The sequence below is a fragment of the Ruminococcus sp. AF17-12 genome, assembly GCF_003479245.1.
Classification (GTDB): Bacteria; Bacillota; Clostridia; order Lachnospirales; family Lachnospiraceae; genus Blautia_A; species Blautia_A fusiformis.
The window spans coordinates 46,669-64,825 of the sequence record NZ_QUGY01000006.1 but is presented as its reverse complement, the minus strand read 5'-3'; the positions used below and the strand labels follow the sequence as shown (position 1 = coordinate 64,825).

The following is an 18,157-nucleotide window of genomic DNA, read 5'->3' as shown; positions in this document are numbered from 1 at the left end:
TCTGTTTACTCAATCTTCAAACTTTCAATCCTCCAGCTCACAATCCTAACTTCTTTACAATTTCTCCCAGTGCACTTCTTACAGGAGAATCTTTCGGAAGCCGTATGATCGGCTTTCCAGCACAGTCATACTGATATACCTGGTCATCATGTGGTACAACCCCTAACAGTTCCAGTCCCTGATTTCGGATTTCTTCCAGAGTTCCGGCATCCAGTTTTCCATCTGGAACACGATTCACGATTAATCCGGTTTTCTGTGGTTTAAAGTTTAACTCCTTCATCAGCTTTGCAATACGTCCAGCCGCCTGAACACCTCTTCTGGAACAGTCACTTACAAGAATCGCAACTTCCATCATTGGCAGGATTCCCCTGCTGATATGTTCCATACCTGCTTCGTTATCAACCACAATATATGGATAATGGCTTTGCAGTTTCTGAACCTGGGTCTGCACAAGACCATTTACAAAACAATAGCAGCCCTGTCCCTGGGTTCGCCCCATTACCATCAAATCATAATCATCTTCTTCTGCAATTGCATCGGAGAGACGCATTTCCAGATAAGCCTGTTTTGTTATTCCTGTCGGAATCTGATATCGTGGATCAACTCCTGCACGTTCAATCTCTTCTCTCAGTTCTCCGAGTGTAATCTCCGGTTCAACGCCGAGCACTTCATTCAAATTCGCATTTGCATCTGCATCTACAGCTAAAACCGGATGTTTTCCATTTTCACATAAATATTGAATCAACAATCCACAAAGGGTTGTTTTCCCTACACCGCCTTTTCCTGATACAGCAATTACATGTCCCATGTTTTTCCTCCTAAAATTCTGAACAATCTGTTGACTTTTTCTTTAAATCTCATTATAGTTGTTACTATATAAATTACAATAATCAATCTGTGAGATTTGTATGGCTACTCAACACATCAGAAAAATTGTTGAGGAATCATATGATATCAATTCATACAGGAGTATATAATGTCAGAAAAAACGAGAAAACAAGATCGCCGTACCCGCTATACCAGGCAAACCATAAAAGATACGTTCTTAGAATTGTTAAAGCAGAAGAGTTTTACGAAAATTACAGTTACAGAGATCTGTAAAAATGCTGAAATCAACCGTGGCACTTTTTATCTTCATTACTACGATATCCATGATGTATTATCAGATATTTTTAATGATATGACTCAGGATATGTTAACAACTGTAGATCATTTATTCTGTCTAAATCAAAAAAGCTGTTCTTATCCGTTCTGTCAGAAAATACAGATGGAATCACAATACAGGGCACTGTTTCTGGATGATGCAATTGCCCCCATTCTTCTGGAAAAATTAGCAGAAAATACAAAAGAAGGCTATGTGACCTGGCTTATGTCACACAGCCTCCTGACCTTTGAGCAGGCAGAATCGGTTTTTTATTTTCAAATGAATGGCTGCCTTTCCATCAACAGACTGATGCTACGCAATCACTGTAATGACTGGAAACAGATTCAGACAACAATTGACAAATTTATCAAAGCCGGACTGGAAAGTTTTCTGATCCATGATCAGAGGGAAGAAAATGCTTCCGATAATTTTTGCAGCAAAATTTCTCCAACTGTTACCGCATCTTCTACACTCAGATAATGATCGGCATGATCCTGAAGAAATATTTTGCCAGATGCAGGAAATTCTTCATCTGCAAACCATATCTTTAAAGTTACCGGATATCTTGGCAGGACTGGAAAAACAGCACACAAATCCGCCTTTGTCTCTGTGAATTCTGCACCCAGGTTTTTACATGCTTTCTGAATTTTCTCAGGATCTTTATCCTGCAAAAGCTTTTCCAGTTTCTGCTCTGCAGTCCGGTCAAACTTGGTTCCTCGAATCAATCCATCTTTCAGGTTACCAAAAGTAATGAGCTTCTGTGAACCATCTGTTCCATCGGCCATATCCAGATAATGCAGCAATGTCAGATAATGCCATTCGTCCATGTTTGAGTTAATACGAAACTCAGGGAGTTGAATTTCAATCGTTTCATAAAAACTCAGTACTTCAAGCACATTTCGACTGCTATGAAAAACAGCCCCACTTTTTGCAGCAAGATCCTCTCCGGAACGATTTTGCAACCGTTTTACTGCTGCCTGCAACATTTCCTGAAATGCACGATTTTCTGTTTGATTTTTGTATTCCATAAGCTCTCCTTTGCCGTAAGTTTCATTACTGTGTTGACTTTTCCTTTAAATTTCATTATAGTTGTAATTATATTATTTACAATCATCAAAATAATAAATATGCACAGTTTCTCAACACATTAAAAAGAACTGTTGAGAACTTGAAATATTTTAGACAAACCAGAAATATTTTTGTCTCAAAAATGTGAAAAAAATCATTATATCATACTATAAGGAGTTTCTTATCATGAAATATTCAACAAAATTAAGCGATACTGTTCATGTGATGGTTCTGATTGCTATCAACCAGGAAAAATCTCTCTCCAGTGCCTCAATTGCAGAAAGTGTCCATACAAATCCCGGCTTTGTACGCCAGCTTATGTTAAAACTAAAAAAAGCCGGACTTATGACCAGTGTAGCCGGACATGCTCGTCCTTCTCTTTCAAAACCTGCGGATCAGATTACATTGCTGGATATTTATAAAGCAGTTGAAGGTGAGAAGCCGCTGCTCCATTTAGATACTCATACCAACCCTGATTGCGGCGTTGGCATTAATATTCAGTTGTCTTTACAGGAATTCTATAATGAAATCCAAAAAACTGCTGAAGAAAAAATGAATACGATTACTTTACAGGATATCATAGATACCTATTATCAGCGAACATCAATCCTCAATATCTCCCCGGTTAGCCATCACGGTTAAATTTTCATCCCGATTTACGGAAAATGTTCCTACTACATCCGGTTCACCTTCCTTATGACCGGATTCAGGTTTCCCATAAATACTTCGCACAGCCGGATCAGGATTATCAAATCCTGCATCTATGGCTATCTGCATTTCTCTGCGTACCTCTTCTGGTGTTGTGTTGTACTTTTCTGCAATCTTTCATTTATTATGAGTGTAGACATGCACAGTTTACGCTTTCATCTCGGTAATTGAATTGCCGAGGATTCCTGCTTTTTATCCTAAAAAATTATACGGGACAGACTTTTTCTTCTCTTATCCAGAATATCCGTCTGTCCAGAGCGGCGAAAATGTTAAAGCAGCCTGATCGTTCTGTTACTGCTGTCATGGAAGAGATCGGTTATTCCAACATTACGCATTTTTATAAAATTTTTGAGAAAAAGTTCCATATGACACCAGCGGAATACCGAAATACTTTATAAGTCCTGTATATGTCTTATCTGTATACAGTAGAAAAGAAAAAGCCTTATAATATTACTGCAAATGATATGTCCCTCAAATATGATTTTTAGATTGACTGTTCCTTAAGGGGCTATATCATTTACGACAAATATTATAAGGCTTTATATATTTTTACAGTTTCATAGCACTGCGGATGCAGTTCTCAATATATTCTTCTCCCAAATCTGTATTCAGGCTGAGATCAAAGTTTCCGGCTGCACCCCACATACGGCGGGTGTAATAACGGTAGTTATCTGCACGGAGTTTTTCATTTTTCTGAACCGTAGCTTTGGCTTCTCCCTCGGAGATATTCTGTCTCTGTGCCACTCTTCTAATTCTGCTCACAAGAGGCGCTGAAAAAAATACTTTCAGACAGTTTCCGGAATTTCTGAGAACGTAATCTGCACAACGGCCTACTATCACGCAGTTGCCTTTTTTCGCAAGATTACGTACAACCTGACATTCTGCCTCGAAAATCTTATCCTTCGGTGCTTCATCCTGCATATCCGCATTCAGATACATCTGATTAACCAGATCATAGATGAGACTGTTTGTCATGATCTCTTCGTTTTTCTTGATGAATTCCGGTGTGTATCCGGTGGTTCCTGCTGTCATCTGGATAATCTCCGCATCATAAAAATCATATCCCAACTTTTCTGCAAGAATCTTGCCAATATCGTGGCCGCCACTTCCAAACTGTCTTCCAATGGCGATAACATTTTTTCCATAGGTTCCTGCTGTCTGTTCTTTTGCTTCGTTCTCGTTTTCTGCAGATACGCTTTCCGGGAAAATCATATCTTTCAGGAATACAAGTTTCTTACCGATGAGTCTGGCGATAAAGCCTACCAGAAGGGCAGCAATAACGGTACCTTCTCTTACACCAGCCAGTCTTCCTGCAAATACGAAAGAAAGTACAGCAGCGATCACTGACATGGATACATCAAAACAGATCTTGGTTGTTCCGAAATTTGTTTTCCATGTAAGAACAATAGCACGGACAAAAGATTCTCCCGGAAGCATGACAACGTCTGCCAAGACCTCCATATATACACCTACGCCAAGAATCAGACATCCGATGAGAAGATATACAATCTTCATGATGTACGCTTCCGGATTGACCCAGGAAAAAAGAATCATGGTAAGATCAATAAAATATCCAAATATGATGGATACCGGAATCTGAAGGATGTGCTCCAATTTAAAGTTCTTTCTCAGGATGATCAACTGCAGTACGATCAGAAAGATACTGAAAAAGATGGTAAAATTTCCAAGTGTAAATGGAAAATTAAGACTTAATACGTAAGGAATTGATGAAATCGGGGATGTTCCTAGGTTTGCCTTTGTGATCAGACTGACTCCCAGGGAGTTTACAAACAATCCCACCAGAAATATTAAATATCGTTTTCGTTTCTCCATTTTTTATTTCCTCCTCATTTCATATCTGCAAGATTTCGATAGATCCGGCAAAAAATATCCATAAACAACTTCTGCTCTTCTTCGGAAATACCATTTAATGCAGTTTTTTCTATTTTCTTAAAAGCCTCCTCCACAAGCTTCTGATTTTTCTTTCCGGATTCTGTCATAAAAATATGAAAAGTACGACGGTTTCCATTGAGCATTTTTCTTTCGATCAGACCTTTTTCTTCCATACGGTTCAAAATGGACGTTAAAGATCCTGCCTCGATGAGGCATCCTGCCGCAATCTCTTTCTGGCTGGCACCATCGCGATCTTTCAGGTAATCCAATACTTTGGGCTGTCCCAAGGTAAGGCCTGTGTCTGCCAGCTGTTCCATTAGTTTTTTCTGGACAGTCATATGGTTTATCATAGACAGGTAGTGAAATGAATCATCCATTTATTATTTAGCTCCTTCTTTTATCATATAAATAGTTATAATTCAAACATTTGGAATTATAACTATATTTGTGGTGTATGTCAATAACTTTTTTAGTATATTGGAATCTTGTACAATGTATTACCCTCTTGAGAATATATAGTCAGTGTCTTTGTTTCAGGGTAATACCATGATATTAGCTCAGATTAAATCGTAATTGATACCTCATCAGCATTTTTCTTTTTTATTATTGTAAAATATTTTTTTACATTTTAGCGCTATTTTCCTCTTCTATTTGTTTGCAAAAAAAGCCATAAGATTTTCTTTTCAAAATCTTACAGCTCTTCTATCATGTTGCATCCCAAACATCATCTATACTTACATGTAATCCTGAGCGAGAGACACCTAAAAATTTCAACATCCCGGAGACGGAAACCCGGCGTCCAGCCTTTTTGGCAGCTTCCGTCTTCTCAGACACTTCAAGATAAATGACTTCCGTCATTTTCCCAGAATGTTGATTGCTTTTTTTAACACATCAAGTGCATCTTGGGCATCACGTAATTCACGTCTGAGACGGGCAATTTCCTTCTGCTCATCAGATGCATAATTACCAGAACCACGAACAGGAATATCACCTGATTCCCGGAAGTCTTTTAGCCATTTTGTTAATGTGCTGTATCCGATGCCAAGATTTTCTGCACATCCACGTACTCCGAGATCTTTGTGATCCTGATAGTACTGGACTGCATCAAGTTTATTTTCCATATATCTCATCCGTTACTGTTTCACACCATTCGGATGATGTTTTTTCTCCCGGTACTTCAATTGCCAGATGTGAAAACCATTCATCTGGTGCTGCTCCATGCCAGTGTTTTACTTCTGCCGGAATATTGACACAATCTCCAGGTTTCATTTCTACTGCTTCTTTTCCTTCTTCCTGATAGTATCCACGTCCTGCAATGCAGATAAGAATCTGTCCGCCTCCGCTTTTTGCATGATGAATATGCCAGTTATTCCTGCAACCAGGTTCAAAAGTCACATTGAAAATTCCAACCTGTGACGTAGACACAGGAGCCAAAAAACTTTTCCCTGTAAAATATTGTGCAAATTTATCATTTGGCTCTCCAATCGGGAATATCATCTTTTTAGCATGAGCTCTCATTGCTTCATCTTCATATGAAAGATCACCTTCGTCTATACTCCAGACATCTTTTGCAAGATTGAATGCCGCCCATCCTTTTGGCCACCCTGCATAAAATGCTATATGGGTAATCACGGCTGCAATTTCTTTCTGAGTCACTCCATGAGCTTTTGCATTTTCAAAATGATGTACTAAAGATGTATTAATCATTCCTGAAGCGATAAGTGCTGTGACTGTTATAATACATCTTGTCTTTACATCAATATCCTGATTATTCCAGTTTTCTCCAAACAAAACATCATCATTAAAATGTGCAAACTGTGGTGCAAATTCATTCAGTGCGTTTCTTCTTGCTGTCTGTACAATTTTTTTCACTTTAATCACCTGTCCTTATTTTAACTTTGCTCCATCCTTAAAAGCATTTCCCACACGTTCTCCAAGTCTGTAATATCCGTGATGTACCGGATCATATGTAATTGGTGTAAACTTACTAAGATCAATTTCTCCGTCATCACCGAGATATTTCTCATCTGCACTTACATTTTTAATTTCCGCAAGATACTTGCTGCCATCAATAACTTTTACAAGTTCACACTCAAGAGTCAATGGAAGTTCATTGATGATTGGTGCATTTACAAATTCACCTTTCGTTGTAGTAAAGCCTGCTTTTTTCATCTTATCTGCTTCTTTATTTGCAGAAACAATTCCCACATAATCGCAGGCAACCAGATGTTCAAGATCTGCCACCCCTACTGTAAAAGCCTTATTTTTTATAATATTGTCTGTTGTCTTATGGGCAGACAAATCTACAATAATCTCATTTGCACCTACAATTCCGCCCCATGCAGCGTTCATTGCATTTGCCTTTCCATTTTCATCATAGGTTCCCAGAATCATAACCGGCTGTGGATATAAAAATGGCTTTGCTCCAAAATTTATTCTCATTGTTTTATCTCTCCTTATGGTTATTTGTTTATATCAGTATTTATCTGCCCAATCCATTCTGTAATCACCTCTTCTGAAGTTTCCAGATGATCTTTTCCTTTGGAATCAAACTGAATCTGCATTTCATGTGCAAAGGCAGCTCCTTTGCAATTTTCCTTCATATCTTTTATAACATGCCCCGGCCATCCACCATTTGTCATAAATGGAATCACTGTCTTTCCTGTAAAATCATTTGTTGTCAAAAATGTAAGCACTGCAGGTGCCATCGTATACCACCACGTTGGAGTTCCGATAGCAATCACATCATAATCAGCAAGATTTACAGATATCGGATTGATCTGAGGCATAAAGCCTGCCTCTACCTCTCTTTTTCCCTGTTCAACCACATCTTCATGACTGCCGCTGTATGGCTCTGTTGTTTCGATTCTCGCAATATCTGCACCTGTCCCATTAGTCAGCTGCTCTGCAATTCTTTTCGTGTTTCCATTTGACCAGGAATAATATACAACTAACATTTTCTTCATTATCTCTATTCTCCTTTACTTATTTTAACCCCTGTAAACAGATAGATATAACCCACCATGACTACCGCTAAGAAAGCCACTATTACCCCGATGGTTATCTTTTTCCTTGTTTTCATTGCTCACCTCTTTTATTTCTTCTGTATTTTTGAACCTCCAAACACCTGCGACATCGGCATATGGGCAAGCATCTCATCAATAGATTTTACTTCATCCTGAGTCAGCTTTATATCTGCTGATTCCATATTTTCTTCCAGTCTATTTACTTTTCTTGTTCCCGGAATTGGTACGATATATGGTTTCTTTGCAAGCATCCATGCAAGAGAAATCTGTGCAGGCGTGGCATTTTTTTCTTCTGCAATCACTTTCATCCAGGACATAAATTCATTATTTTCCTTTAATCCTTCTTCTGTAAACTGTGGCATTGCGCTTCGATAATCTCCCGGCTTTTCAAATTCCCCATGGGAATGATATGCTGCTGTCAGTAATCCATTTGCAAGCGGCGAAAATGCAACAAATCCTATTTTCAATTCTTCAAGCACCGGGAATAATTTCTCATAATCCCTGTACATCATGGAATATCTGTTCTGAATCGCTGTAACCGGGCATACTTTATGTGCACGTCGAATAATCTCTTCACTGGCTTCTGATAACCCCCAGTGTGTGATTTTTCCCTGCTCCATTAACTCCTTCATAGCTCCTGCCGTCTCTTCAATCGGTACAGTCATGTCAATACGATGAATATAATATAAATCAAGATGGTCTGTGTTAAGTCTCATTAAAGATCCCTCAATCGATGCTTTAATCGTCTCCGGTCGTCCATCAGGAATCAAAGGTTTATTTACAGTTGTTGCAGTTTCATCAAAACGTATCCCACACTTTGATGCAAGGACAATTTTGTTTCTATATGGCCTTAACACTTTCCCAAGCAGTTTTTCATTGTGATGAGGGTCTTCTGTTGTTCCGTATATCTCTGCCGTATCAAAAAATGTGCAGCCTTCATCGATCGCTTTTTCAATCAATTCTTCTGCTTCTTTCTGTGTTGAAACAGTTCCATATGCATGACTCATTCCCATACATCCAAATCCGATTTCTGATACTTCTAAGTCTCTTCCTAAAATTCTTATCTCCATCTTTATCTTCCTTTTCTATATTTCAAACTTTACTGTAAGTATAAGAAAAAGAGACTCCGGACAGAAGTCTCTCTTTGTTAGGCAGTTTAAACCTAAAGGTTATGTCTTACTTATTACGATTCCTCCAAATATTTTTTTATTCTTTTATAATCCAAGACTGTCTATCCATGAACTGATATCTGATTCAGACGCTCCACCATGGAATCGTTCCCCTTCTTTCCAGTCACCTGTTCCTGTCATCTCTTCCAGAAGATTACCGCTGTCACCGATTCCCGAGGTCGCTGCTGTACAGAATGGGATGACTGTTTTTCCTGTAAAGTCATTCTCTTTTACAAAGTTATCTACTGACCATGCTGCAATTCCCCACCAGATAGGATAGCCAATGTATACCGTATCATATGAATCCCAGTTATCAACTGTTGTAGACACCAGTTCCACATCTCTTAAGCTCTCATCATCATGTTCTCTTGACACCCGGCTGTCATCATCTGTCCAGTCAAGGTCATCATCTGTATATGGCTCCACAGGCTCTATTTCAAACAGATCTGCCTCTGTAATTTTTGCTATCTTTTCAGCAACATCTTTTGTATTTCCTGAAGCTGAATAATATACAACCAATATTTTTCCATTTCCTGTTGATGTATTTTCTGTTGTATCTGTAGTGTTTTCGGAATTTGTATCCGCTTCTTCATTTCCAGACTGGTTTGTACTTATAGACTGGCTGTCATTATTAGAAGCAGACTGGTTTGTATTGCTTGCTCCACATCCTGCCATCAAACCGATTGCCACGATGCATGTTAAGAGTACTGCTGCTATTTTCTTTGTTTTCATTCTAAGGTCACCTCCTGTCGTATAAAATGTTTGTCACGCTAATTTCTATCGGATGAAATTGGTAAATACAAAATCCGGTGCCTTTGGCATTTCAATTCCCATTTTTGTCGCAACATTTTTACAGTTAATGAAATATGCCATATTGTTTCCAAGGATCTGCATAACCTGCATTCCTTCGAGATCCTGTTTTACTTCATCCGGATTCGTCCCATGTACCATATTCCAATATCTCGATGTAATGATCGGCATCTGCATCAGACCAAAATATTTATTTACCTGGTCCCATGTGGCCGTTGTTCCGGCCCTTCTTGCTGAAATTACCACAGCGGCAGGTTTCAGGCGGAATCTGTCGCCGCCACCGTTTAAATCGGCATAAAAGACTCTGTCCATAAAGGATGTGATTGCACCGCCTGCACCACCCCAGTGTACCGGAGTTCCAAATACGAATCCGTCATAATCCCCTGCTATTTCCAGAAATTCATTCACGATATCATCCAGGATGCATTTATTTTTTTCCTGACATTTTCTGCAGGCAATACACCCTGAAATCGGCTTGTTTCCAATCCAAAAAATATCTGTACTTATGCCATTTTCGTTTAATGCACTGGATACTTCACAAAGAGCTGTATAAGTACAGCCATTTTTGTGTGGACTGCCATTGACAAGTAATACTTTCATTGATTTTTCCTCTTATGCTTACCAGTTCTTTTTTTCTTTTGAACTGTCATTATTCTTTTTTCTTTCCTCAACCATCTTCACGAACCATTCCACCATATTCGGATCCTGATGCGAGAAGAAGGAGCTTGTCTTCTTGTCCAGTTCTGCAATAGTCTTCATATCTTCATCAGAAAGTGTAAAATCAAAAACATTAAAGTTTTCTTCCATTCTCTCAATGTGTGTTGATTTCGGAATAACCACTACCCCTCTCTGAATATGCCAGCGAAGCATAACCTGTGCCGGAGTCTTCTGATATTTTTCTGCAATCTCTGCGATGACAGGATTCTCAAAGGTGCCTCCTCTGCCCTCACCGAATGGTGCCCATGCTTCTAACCGGATATCATATTTGTCTGCCCATTCCTTCATCTCTTTCTGCTGATTGAAGATGTGGGTTTCCACCTGATTTACCATAGGTTTAATACGGTTGAAGGATGCAAAATCAACCATTCTGTCTACATAAAAGTTGGAAATTCCGATTGCTCTGATTTTTCCCTCATCGTACAGATCTTCCAATGCATGGTAAGCACCGTAAGCATCTGAAAATGGCTGGTGAAGCAATACCAGATCCAGATAATCTGTCTTTAACTTTTTCATGGATTCAAGAACTGATTTCTTTGCTTCTTCATATCCATAATGTTCGACCCACACCTTTGTTGTAAGGAAGATTTCTTCTCTTGGAATGCCTGACTTTTGGATTGCATTCCCAACCTCTTCCTCATTAAAATAACTCTGTGCTGTATCAATCGCCCGGTATCCAACTTTTAAAGCATCAAGCACACATCTTTCACATTCCTCTTTTGTTACTTGATATACGCCATATCCCAGTATTGGCATTTTTACACCATTATTTAATGAAATATATTCCATTGTCGTATCCTCCTTGTTTTCTTTCATTCATCTTACATTCATACTCTAATACTGATAGATTCCTTTGAGAAGTTTCGATAAGTTTTTCAGTCTTAACCTTTCGGTTTATTCTGGTTCTTACTGATTGAACAGCCATCCCATAATTTCTTTGTCACGACAAAACAGATAGCCACCGCCATGCTGATAAGTGACCGGTGTTCCTTCAAAGTAATCTTTATCTTTTACATCCAGTACCACCAGTTTATCAATCTCTGATTCCGGTAATCCCTGTTCTTTGTAAAGCTCATGTATCTGCTGGTATGCCTCTTTAAAAGGTTCTGATCCATAGTATTCGTCGCTTTCGCCAATCACAAAATATACCGGCGTTTTCATCTCCACAACCGGCTCATATGCACCATCCCACTGAGAGCTGCACATAAGTGCCGCTGTATATAATTCCGGCTGCTTTGCCAATACCAGTGACAGGGTTTCTCCTCCTCCGGAATAACCATTAATATATACTTTCGATGGATTAATAATATAATGCGTCAGAAAATACTGTGTCAGTTCAATTGTCTGATCTGCTGATGTCTGTCCCCAGTCATTTAACTGTGGAGCTACAATAATCATATCGGTAATATACTTCTGTGCTTCAAATCCAAAATCTTCTGTCCGGATATTTTCTCCCACGCCCTGAAAATATAATCCCTGATATCCGGGTAATGTTACATATAGTGCATATTCCTTTGTCCCGTCATATGCATCCGGAATATATACATTGTAATGAATGTCCCCTTCATTTGGAGAATGAAGAACATTATCCAGGAGGAAGCCCTGGTATTCTTCGCTTCCCGGCGTAACATTTTCCAATTCATCTCCGGATGTATTTTTTTCTGTATTTTCTTTTTTCTCATCTGTCTTCTGCTGTACGGTCTGTACCTGGTTTATTGTTTGTTGATTCTTCTTTTCATCCCTGCCGGGTTTTGAAAAGTAGATATATACCATGATTACCATTGCTAAAATAACAACTCCAATAATTGTAAGTACTAATTTCCGCTTTTCCATAAATACACCACCTTCTTTCAGTATGAACCTTTTCGTTTTCTCTTACCTGTTTTCTTTAGAAACACTCCACTATAATATCCAATAAATGCTATCAACATCATTACTGCCAGATAATCCAGCAGAAAAGGAAAGATCCCCTTTTCATAATCATAAAATACAAAATGCATCCTCATAATCAGATAATCTCCTATCTGTCTCCTGTAAAATGCATATAAACCATAACCTGCAATTGTGGTTGCGACAGATCTTGCTGCCCATGTTCTGATGACGGATGGATGTTCCCATAATCGTCCTGCCATTGCTACCGCTATATTCCAATGAAATCCGAGATGTAATGACATCACCACCAGTCCCCAGTATGCGCAAAACATATGTATCTGTCTGGCTGTCATATATGTTCCGGAAATCTTTATCCATTTAAATATGTGATTTGACAATAATATTCCACTTATCATGGAACCCATTATAAGAATAAGCATGATGATAACCAGTACTATCTGTATCACTCTGAACGCATTATATTTTCCTTTCCTTACAGAGGTCACCCATTTATGATTCAGTATGTAATGTGAAATAAAAAGCACAAGCATCGCCATACCAATCCACTCATGTGCAGTCTCGCTGAGCAGACTATATGGCATAAGAAGAAGCAAACATATCGTCATTCCTATATCTATCAATATTTTTGCTGTAAATCGTTTATTTTTCATATCCTACCTCTTATCTAAAGCATTCTTATTGTCTTTATTTGCATATAGTATCCTCCATTTTCACTTCAGCTAAAGTATAACAAAACGAGACTCCATTAGAAGTCTCGTTTTGTTATTCAGTATTAACCTTTAGGTTTCTACTCGCATGTATTCAATTTTTATTTTACCTTGTTAATAGCATTTATCAGCCGCTTAACCTTAATGGACGGTTTTTTCGAATGAAGAATTCCAAACGGCATAGTATAATCCCACTCTACTGGAATGATTCTGATCAGTGGATGAACACTTTCCCAGCTCTTGAATGCCAGTAATACCTCATTATTGTTTTCGCATCGGTTAAATGCTTCTACATTGTACAGATTAAAGTCTACAATATTGATTTCAGGATGATTTTTCATCATATCATCCCTTAGCATATCGCCATAATAACTCCATCCTCTTCGCATGAGCATAAGATTTTCTCCAGCCAGATCATCAAGTGTAATTTTTTCTTTTTTTGCCAGCCTGTGATGAATTGATACCGCCACACAAAATGGTTCTCTTGAAATCTCAGTGCCATCACAGCCTCTGAGTTCAAGCATTGTTTCATCAAAGATTCCAGCTATCACATCAATATTCTTTCCCATATTAGCCAGTATCTCTCTTGCATTCTCTGGTGTATTTTCAAATGTAATCAATTTAAACTTCATCTCCGGATATATTTTCTGTATCTTAGGCCAAAGTTCCACAAAAACTTCCGGTGGCGTCATCGGAGATATTCCAACACGAATGATTTCTTCATTATGATTCATTGCTTCCTGCGCCCGTATCAACGATTCTTTTGAATATTGAATCAGATATTTTGCATCCTGATAGAGCGATTTACCAGCTTCCGTAATAATAAGACCTCTGTGTGTTCTTTCAAATAATTGCAAATTTAAGCTGTTTTCCAAAGAATTTATCTGTTTAATAACCGCAGGTGCACTTATATATAATTCTTCTGCCGCTTTACTAAAACTTCCAGCTTCTACAACGCAGATAAATGTATCAAGTTGTGGATTATACATCATGTAATTCACTCCTCTTTGTGATTTTAAATCATCTGAAATGCTTTCAGTGCCCCAATAATTGCCTCTTCTTTCTCCTTCGGACATTGTGGTTGCTTTGCTCCCTCTGACCTAGGAATATTAAAATTCTCCGCTAATTTAATTCCACACTTTCTCTTCACCTGTGCAATATACAGATTAGATACCTTCATCCCATCATTATACTCTGCAACATACTTCTTTATCTCCTCATAAGTAGCCTTGCTCTCAGCCGCCGTTAAATCCATCTCGTCCATGTCAAGTCTCACATTCACATGATGCTTCGCTTCATGGAGTTTGGACAATAAACATACCGTCTCGACTGTGTTTTCGTTGAGCAACCGAATTGCTTCGCCTTCAAAACCTTCATAATACACCGGAAATGCCAGATCAATCTGCCTGATGATGCGCCCATCATCCATCTTTTCCGGGTATAACTCAATTGCATCAATAAACAACTGCATAAATTCCTTTTTTTCAATATCTGACATTTCTGCATACAGTATATCAAACTTTTGCAGGATTTGGTACAGTTGTTTTTCACCAATTTATCTTCCATACGCTGCCTTAATCTTTTCCTCCACATCGGCAATCTCATTCTCAAAACCAGAGATCCTGTCATAAAGATTATCCAGACGGTCCTGCATATCCTGGAACTTCCTTGCATAATGCTTATCGCCAGCATCCAAAGCATCCAACATCACAAGCAGTTTATTCTTTGCCCCGACAACCTGCTGCAACTGCCCCTTCAGCTGATCCCGTTCCTCTTCCAGATTTGAGACATCCACCTTTTCCTGCAATCTTTCTCCAATATACTCATGAAACCTTTCATCAGCAATCATCCCCCTGATGAACCATTCCACCTCTGCATTGATCTCATTTTGATTCAATGATGGCTTAAAATCACAGAAATGTTCTTCATCAATCTTTCTCCTGTGCTGGCATCTGTAATAGAAATCATCCTTATATTCACCAGATTTCTTATTCTTCCTTCTCCTCACCGTCCCTGCCATTCCAGCACCACACACCGGACACTTCAAAAGCCCCGACAAAATATGTTCATGCTCAAGGCTATGTGTCTTATTCCACTTAACCCCCGTCCTCTTCCTTTTCTCTCTCGCCGCCTCCCACGTCTCTTCATCCACAATCGCCTCATGCAGTCCATCTGCCAGCAGGTAATCATCAGTCTTCACACGCCGGTATTCATCCCTCGTTCCCTTCACCTTCTCCATAACATTCTTCCCGTAAGCAATCTTCCCAGTATAAACCGGATTATCCAAAATCTTCATGATCAGTCCTCTGGCAAAATAGTTCAGCTCATGCCCCCTGACCTTTTTCTTCGTATAACCTCTCTGGTTCAGATAATTACAGATAGCATCTGCCCCCATATCCGTATGCCCAAACTTGTCATAAATAATCCGCACAATCTCCGCTTCTTCCTCATTCACCACCAGAGTGCTATTCTTGGAATCCAGATCATATCCGAAAGGAGCCTGTCCGCCATTCCATTTTCCCTCTCTGGCCTTCTGCTTTCTTCCTTCCATTGTCTGGACCAGAATATTCTCCCTTTCAATCTCAGCCACTGCCGACAGCACCGTGATGGTCAGCTTGCCGGAATCCTTAGAAGAATCAATCCCGTCTTCCACACAGATCAGATTCACTCCATAATCCTGGATAAACTGCAGGGAGTTTAAAACATCTGCTGCATTCCTTCCAAAACGTGACAGCTTAAACACCAGAATAAATGCCACTCCGTCACGTTCCTCGGACACATCCTGCAGCATCCTCTGAAACTCCGGTCTGCCCGTAATACTCTTTCCGGATTTACCAGCATCACAGTATTCCCTGCCCACTTCCATTTCTTGGAACTCCGCAAACTTCATCAGCCTTTCTTTCTGTGCCTCCAGACTGTAGCCGTCCACCTGCATTGTCGTAGAAACACGGATATAAATATAACATTTCTTTTTCACACTGCACTCTCCTTCCTGTACTCCACATCCTCATCCAGCATCCGGAAATGCTTCAAGGCATCCAGAATTAACACTTCCTTTTCCACCGGACAGACCGGCACATGATTCTTATTTTTAGCCGGCTTGTTATAAGCCTTTCCCACATCCAGACCATACTTCCGTTTTACCTGCGCAATATATAAGGAAGAAACATTCATTCCATACTTTCCTTTCACATATGCCCTGATCTCCGCATAGGTTGCTTTTGCCTCAGAAGCAGTCACCCGATGCTCTGTACAGTCTACTTCAAATGTCACCACTTCATCCGGTTCATCATTCTCTGCCCTTTTTCCTTCCTCCTCATAATAAACCGGAAAACGAAACACAATCCTTTTCAAAATCCTGCCGTCTTCCCTTTCTTCCTGGAAGACATCAATTCTTTCAATGAACTGCCTGCACAGCTCCCTGCGTTCCTTGCAGTTCATTCTCTCAAACAGCAGGTCAAAGTCATCAAGAATCTTCTGTATATTATCAGAAGAACGAACGCCTTTCTTCAAAGCCTCCATCCGCTTTTTCAGCTTCCGGATCCTTTCCTCCAGAATCTCGATTCTGTCATAAACCTCATCAATCTTTGACTGAACAGCCTCGTATTCATCATCATAATCTTCTGCAAGAACATCCAGATTATCCAGTTCCGCCCCCAGCTTATATTTCAGATGCTCCTGACTGTGCAGTTCTTTTCTGGTTCTTTTCAGATCCGCTTCACAAGCATCCAATGAACTCCTGTCACCAACCGTATTCATAACCGTCTGACGGAACTCCCGCGTCTCTGTCACCTTTCCAACAATTTCCATCACAGCTCCGTCCAGTTTTTTCTGATTGTACGTCCAGCTACAATTACAGACACGCCCTGCACTCTTACGATAATTCCGGCATCCATAAGAATAAACAATCTTATAATAGCCCCATGATTATTGTTCTTTCGTTTATTCTTTTTTGTAATCATTCCAGTTCCGCACACTGGACACTTCACCAAACCAGACAGAATACTGATTCTCTCCGGATCATCCACCTTTTTCTGCGGCCTTCTCAGCCTCTTCCGCTTCTCCTGCACCCGCATCCAGACATCTTCCGAAATAATTGCCTCATGCTTTCCCCTGACGGAAATGATCTCTTTGGGATTTTTCTTAATCTCCTCAGAATTTGTCCGCCTGTTATATACGATCATCCCATAATAAATAGGATTTCCCAGCACCGAAGAAACAAAATCCGAAGTGATAACCTTATCCTCTCCCTTCACCACACGCTTATAACCATTCTCATTCATCCAGCCCACAACCGTATTCAGCATCATATCCGGTTCCAGATACTTCTGATAAATCATCCTCACCAGATCCGCCGCCTCAGGAACCACCACCAGTTCCTTATTCACACTCACATATCCATACGGCACGCCGCCGCCCGGCCATCCCCCATTCATCAGCTTCTGCATCCTCGCCGTCGTGAACTGGACTGTAATATTCTCATGCTCCATTTCTGCCACAGCCGACAGGATAGCAAGTGTCAGACGTCCGCCCTGCGTGGAACTGTCAATGGCATCCTCAACACAGACCAGATCCACATCAAAATCCATCAACAGCTGCACAGACTTCAAAATATCTGCCGCATTTCTTCCAAAGCGGGATAACTTAAACACCAGCACACAGGAGATCTCATCTTTCTCACAGGAAATGTCATCCATCATTTCCATAAAAGCCGGTCTGCCCTTGATGCTCATTCCAGATCTGCCTGCATCACAGTATTCCCTGACCACTTCCATTTCTTTATAGTCCGCATACTTCCGAAGCCGCTCTGTCTGTGCTTCCAGACTGTATCCCTCTGTCTGAGCCGCTGTAGAAACACGGGTATATATGTAACATTTCTTTCTCAAATCTTCACCTCATTTCGGTTGCCCACCGTCATACGGTTGCCGTACATAAAATATATCGGAATCACCAGTCTGTGCCAACTCGCAGAACGACCAAAAAAACTGCCCCAAAATCCACCTTCTCCTATGCGGTTTCCAT

At 39.9% G+C, this 18,157-nt stretch carries 23 protein-coding genes; 3 read left to right on the top strand and 20 right to left on the bottom strand.

The window, feature by feature from the left end:
* Positions 1-37 precede the first annotated feature (37 nt).
* Positions 38-808, bottom strand: coding sequence for an ATP-binding protein (locus DWW77_RS08220; protein ID WP_092070354.1), 771 nt, complete (start codon positions 806-808; stop codon positions 38-40).
* Between the two features lie 168 nt (positions 809-976).
* On the opposite strand from DWW77_RS08220, the gene DWW77_RS08215 reads away from it, so the two are divergent.
* On the top strand, positions 977-1,624 hold the full coding sequence (locus tag DWW77_RS08215) for a TetR/AcrR family transcriptional regulator (RefSeq protein WP_059085498.1): 648 nt from the start codon (positions 977-979) through the stop codon (positions 1,622-1,624).
* Here the strand turns inward: DWW77_RS08215 and DWW77_RS08210 are convergent.
* Positions 1,546-2,172, bottom strand: coding sequence for a DUF3786 domain-containing protein (locus DWW77_RS08210; RefSeq protein WP_118608484.1), 627 nt, complete (start codon positions 2,170-2,172; stop codon positions 1,546-1,548). The genes DWW77_RS08215 and DWW77_RS08210 overlap by 79 nt on opposite strands.
* Before the next feature lie 226 nt (positions 2,173-2,398).
* On the opposite strand from DWW77_RS08210, the gene DWW77_RS08205 reads away from it, so the two are divergent.
* Complete coding sequence (locus DWW77_RS08205) at positions 2,399-2,854, top strand: Rrf2 family transcriptional regulator (protein ID WP_118608483.1); 456 nt, start codon at positions 2,399-2,401, stop codon at positions 2,852-2,854.
* Here the strand turns inward: DWW77_RS08205 and DWW77_RS18030 are convergent.
* Positions 2,816-2,989, bottom strand: coding sequence for a hypothetical protein (locus DWW77_RS18030; protein WP_182431210.1), 174 nt, complete (start codon positions 2,987-2,989; stop codon positions 2,816-2,818). The two genes, DWW77_RS08205 and DWW77_RS18030, sit on opposite strands and share 39 nt — an antisense overlap.
* Before the next feature lie 98 nt (positions 2,990-3,087).
* Between DWW77_RS18030 and DWW77_RS18490 the strand changes: the two genes are divergently transcribed.
* Positions 3,088-3,318, top strand: coding sequence for a helix-turn-helix transcriptional regulator (locus DWW77_RS18490; RefSeq protein WP_118608482.1), 231 nt, complete (start codon positions 3,088-3,090; stop codon positions 3,316-3,318).
* A 151-nt stretch (positions 3,319-3,469) separates the two neighbouring features.
* Here DWW77_RS18490 and DWW77_RS08195 read toward each other — a convergent pair whose 3' ends face one another.
* The 17 genes from DWW77_RS08195 to DWW77_RS08120 form a co-directional block, all read right to left on the bottom strand.
* Positions 3,470-4,753, bottom strand: a complete 1,284-nt coding sequence (locus DWW77_RS08195; RefSeq protein ID WP_118608481.1) for a cytidylate kinase family protein — start codon at positions 4,751-4,753, stop codon at positions 3,470-3,472.
* A gap of 14 nt (positions 4,754-4,767) precedes the next feature.
* Positions 4,768-5,190, bottom strand: coding sequence for a MarR family winged helix-turn-helix transcriptional regulator (locus DWW77_RS08190; protein WP_110102401.1), 423 nt, complete (start codon positions 5,188-5,190; stop codon positions 4,768-4,770).
* Between the two features lie 477 nt (positions 5,191-5,667).
* Positions 5,668-5,934 carry a helix-turn-helix domain-containing protein gene (locus DWW77_RS08185; protein ID WP_244094811.1) on the bottom strand — a complete coding sequence of 89 codons (267 nt, stop codon included), beginning with the start codon at positions 5,932-5,934 and terminating at the stop codon, positions 5,668-5,670.
* Positions 5,924-6,685, bottom strand: coding sequence for a carboxymuconolactone decarboxylase family protein (locus DWW77_RS08180; protein ID WP_118608479.1), 762 nt, complete (start codon positions 6,683-6,685; stop codon positions 5,924-5,926). Before DWW77_RS08180 ends, DWW77_RS08185 begins: the two co-directional genes overlap by 11 nt.
* Before the next feature lie 15 nt (positions 6,686-6,700).
* Positions 6,701-7,255 carry a flavin reductase family protein gene (locus DWW77_RS08175; protein WP_118608478.1) on the bottom strand — a complete coding sequence of 185 codons (555 nt, stop codon included), beginning with the start codon at positions 7,253-7,255 and terminating at the stop codon, positions 6,701-6,703.
* A gap of 20 nt (positions 7,256-7,275) precedes the next feature.
* Complete coding sequence (locus DWW77_RS08170) at positions 7,276-7,779, bottom strand: flavodoxin (RefSeq protein ID WP_118608477.1); 504 nt, start codon at positions 7,777-7,779, stop codon at positions 7,276-7,278.
* Positions 7,780-7,907: 128 nt separating this feature from the next.
* Positions 7,908-8,909: an aldo/keto reductase gene (locus DWW77_RS08165; protein ID WP_015528537.1), complete on the bottom strand. Its 1,002-nt coding sequence runs from the start codon at positions 8,907-8,909 to the stop codon at positions 7,908-7,910.
* Positions 8,910-9,053: 144 nt separating this feature from the next.
* Positions 9,054-9,740, bottom strand: coding sequence for a flavodoxin (locus DWW77_RS08160; protein ID WP_021650493.1), 687 nt, complete (start codon positions 9,738-9,740; stop codon positions 9,054-9,056).
* A 45-nt stretch (positions 9,741-9,785) separates the two neighbouring features.
* Complete coding sequence (locus DWW77_RS08155; protein ID WP_006427000.1) at positions 9,786-10,418, bottom strand: flavodoxin family protein; 633 nt, start codon at positions 10,416-10,418, stop codon at positions 9,786-9,788.
* 18 nt (positions 10,419-10,436) lie between these two features.
* Positions 10,437-11,324, bottom strand: coding sequence for an aldo/keto reductase (locus DWW77_RS08150; RefSeq protein ID WP_015528535.1), 888 nt, complete (start codon positions 11,322-11,324; stop codon positions 10,437-10,439).
* A gap of 117 nt (positions 11,325-11,441) precedes the next feature.
* Entirely contained in the window at positions 11,442-12,368 is a 927-nt protein-coding gene (locus tag DWW77_RS08145; protein ID WP_021650492.1) for a prolyl oligopeptidase family serine peptidase, read from the bottom strand.
* A gap of 17 nt (positions 12,369-12,385) precedes the next feature.
* Positions 12,386-13,078, bottom strand: coding sequence for a DUF4405 domain-containing protein (locus DWW77_RS08140; RefSeq protein ID WP_021650491.1), 693 nt, complete (start codon positions 13,076-13,078; stop codon positions 12,386-12,388).
* Between the two features lie 158 nt (positions 13,079-13,236).
* Positions 13,237-14,127, bottom strand: a complete 891-nt coding sequence (locus DWW77_RS08135; RefSeq protein ID WP_021650489.1) for a LysR family transcriptional regulator — start codon at positions 14,125-14,127, stop codon at positions 13,237-13,239.
* Positions 14,128-14,150: 23 nt separating this feature from the next.
* Complete coding sequence (locus DWW77_RS18485; protein WP_330603450.1) at positions 14,151-14,633, bottom strand: hypothetical protein; 483 nt, start codon at positions 14,631-14,633, stop codon at positions 14,151-14,153.
* A gap of 57 nt (positions 14,634-14,690) precedes the next feature.
* Positions 14,691-16,112, bottom strand: coding sequence for a recombinase family protein (locus DWW77_RS08130; protein ID WP_330603449.1), 1,422 nt, complete (start codon positions 16,110-16,112; stop codon positions 14,691-14,693).
* Positions 16,109-16,945: a coiled-coil domain-containing protein gene (locus DWW77_RS08125; RefSeq protein ID WP_118608476.1), complete on the bottom strand. Its 837-nt coding sequence runs from the start codon at positions 16,943-16,945 to the stop codon at positions 16,109-16,111. The genes DWW77_RS08130 and DWW77_RS08125 overlap by 4 nt, the downstream gene beginning before the upstream one ends.
* Positions 16,945-18,021 carry a recombinase family protein gene (locus tag DWW77_RS08120; protein WP_118608475.1) on the bottom strand — a complete coding sequence of 359 codons (1,077 nt, stop codon included), beginning with the start codon at positions 18,019-18,021 and terminating at the stop codon, positions 16,945-16,947. Before DWW77_RS08120 ends, DWW77_RS08125 begins: the two co-directional genes overlap by 1 nt.
* Positions 18,022-18,157: the final 136 nt, after the last annotated feature.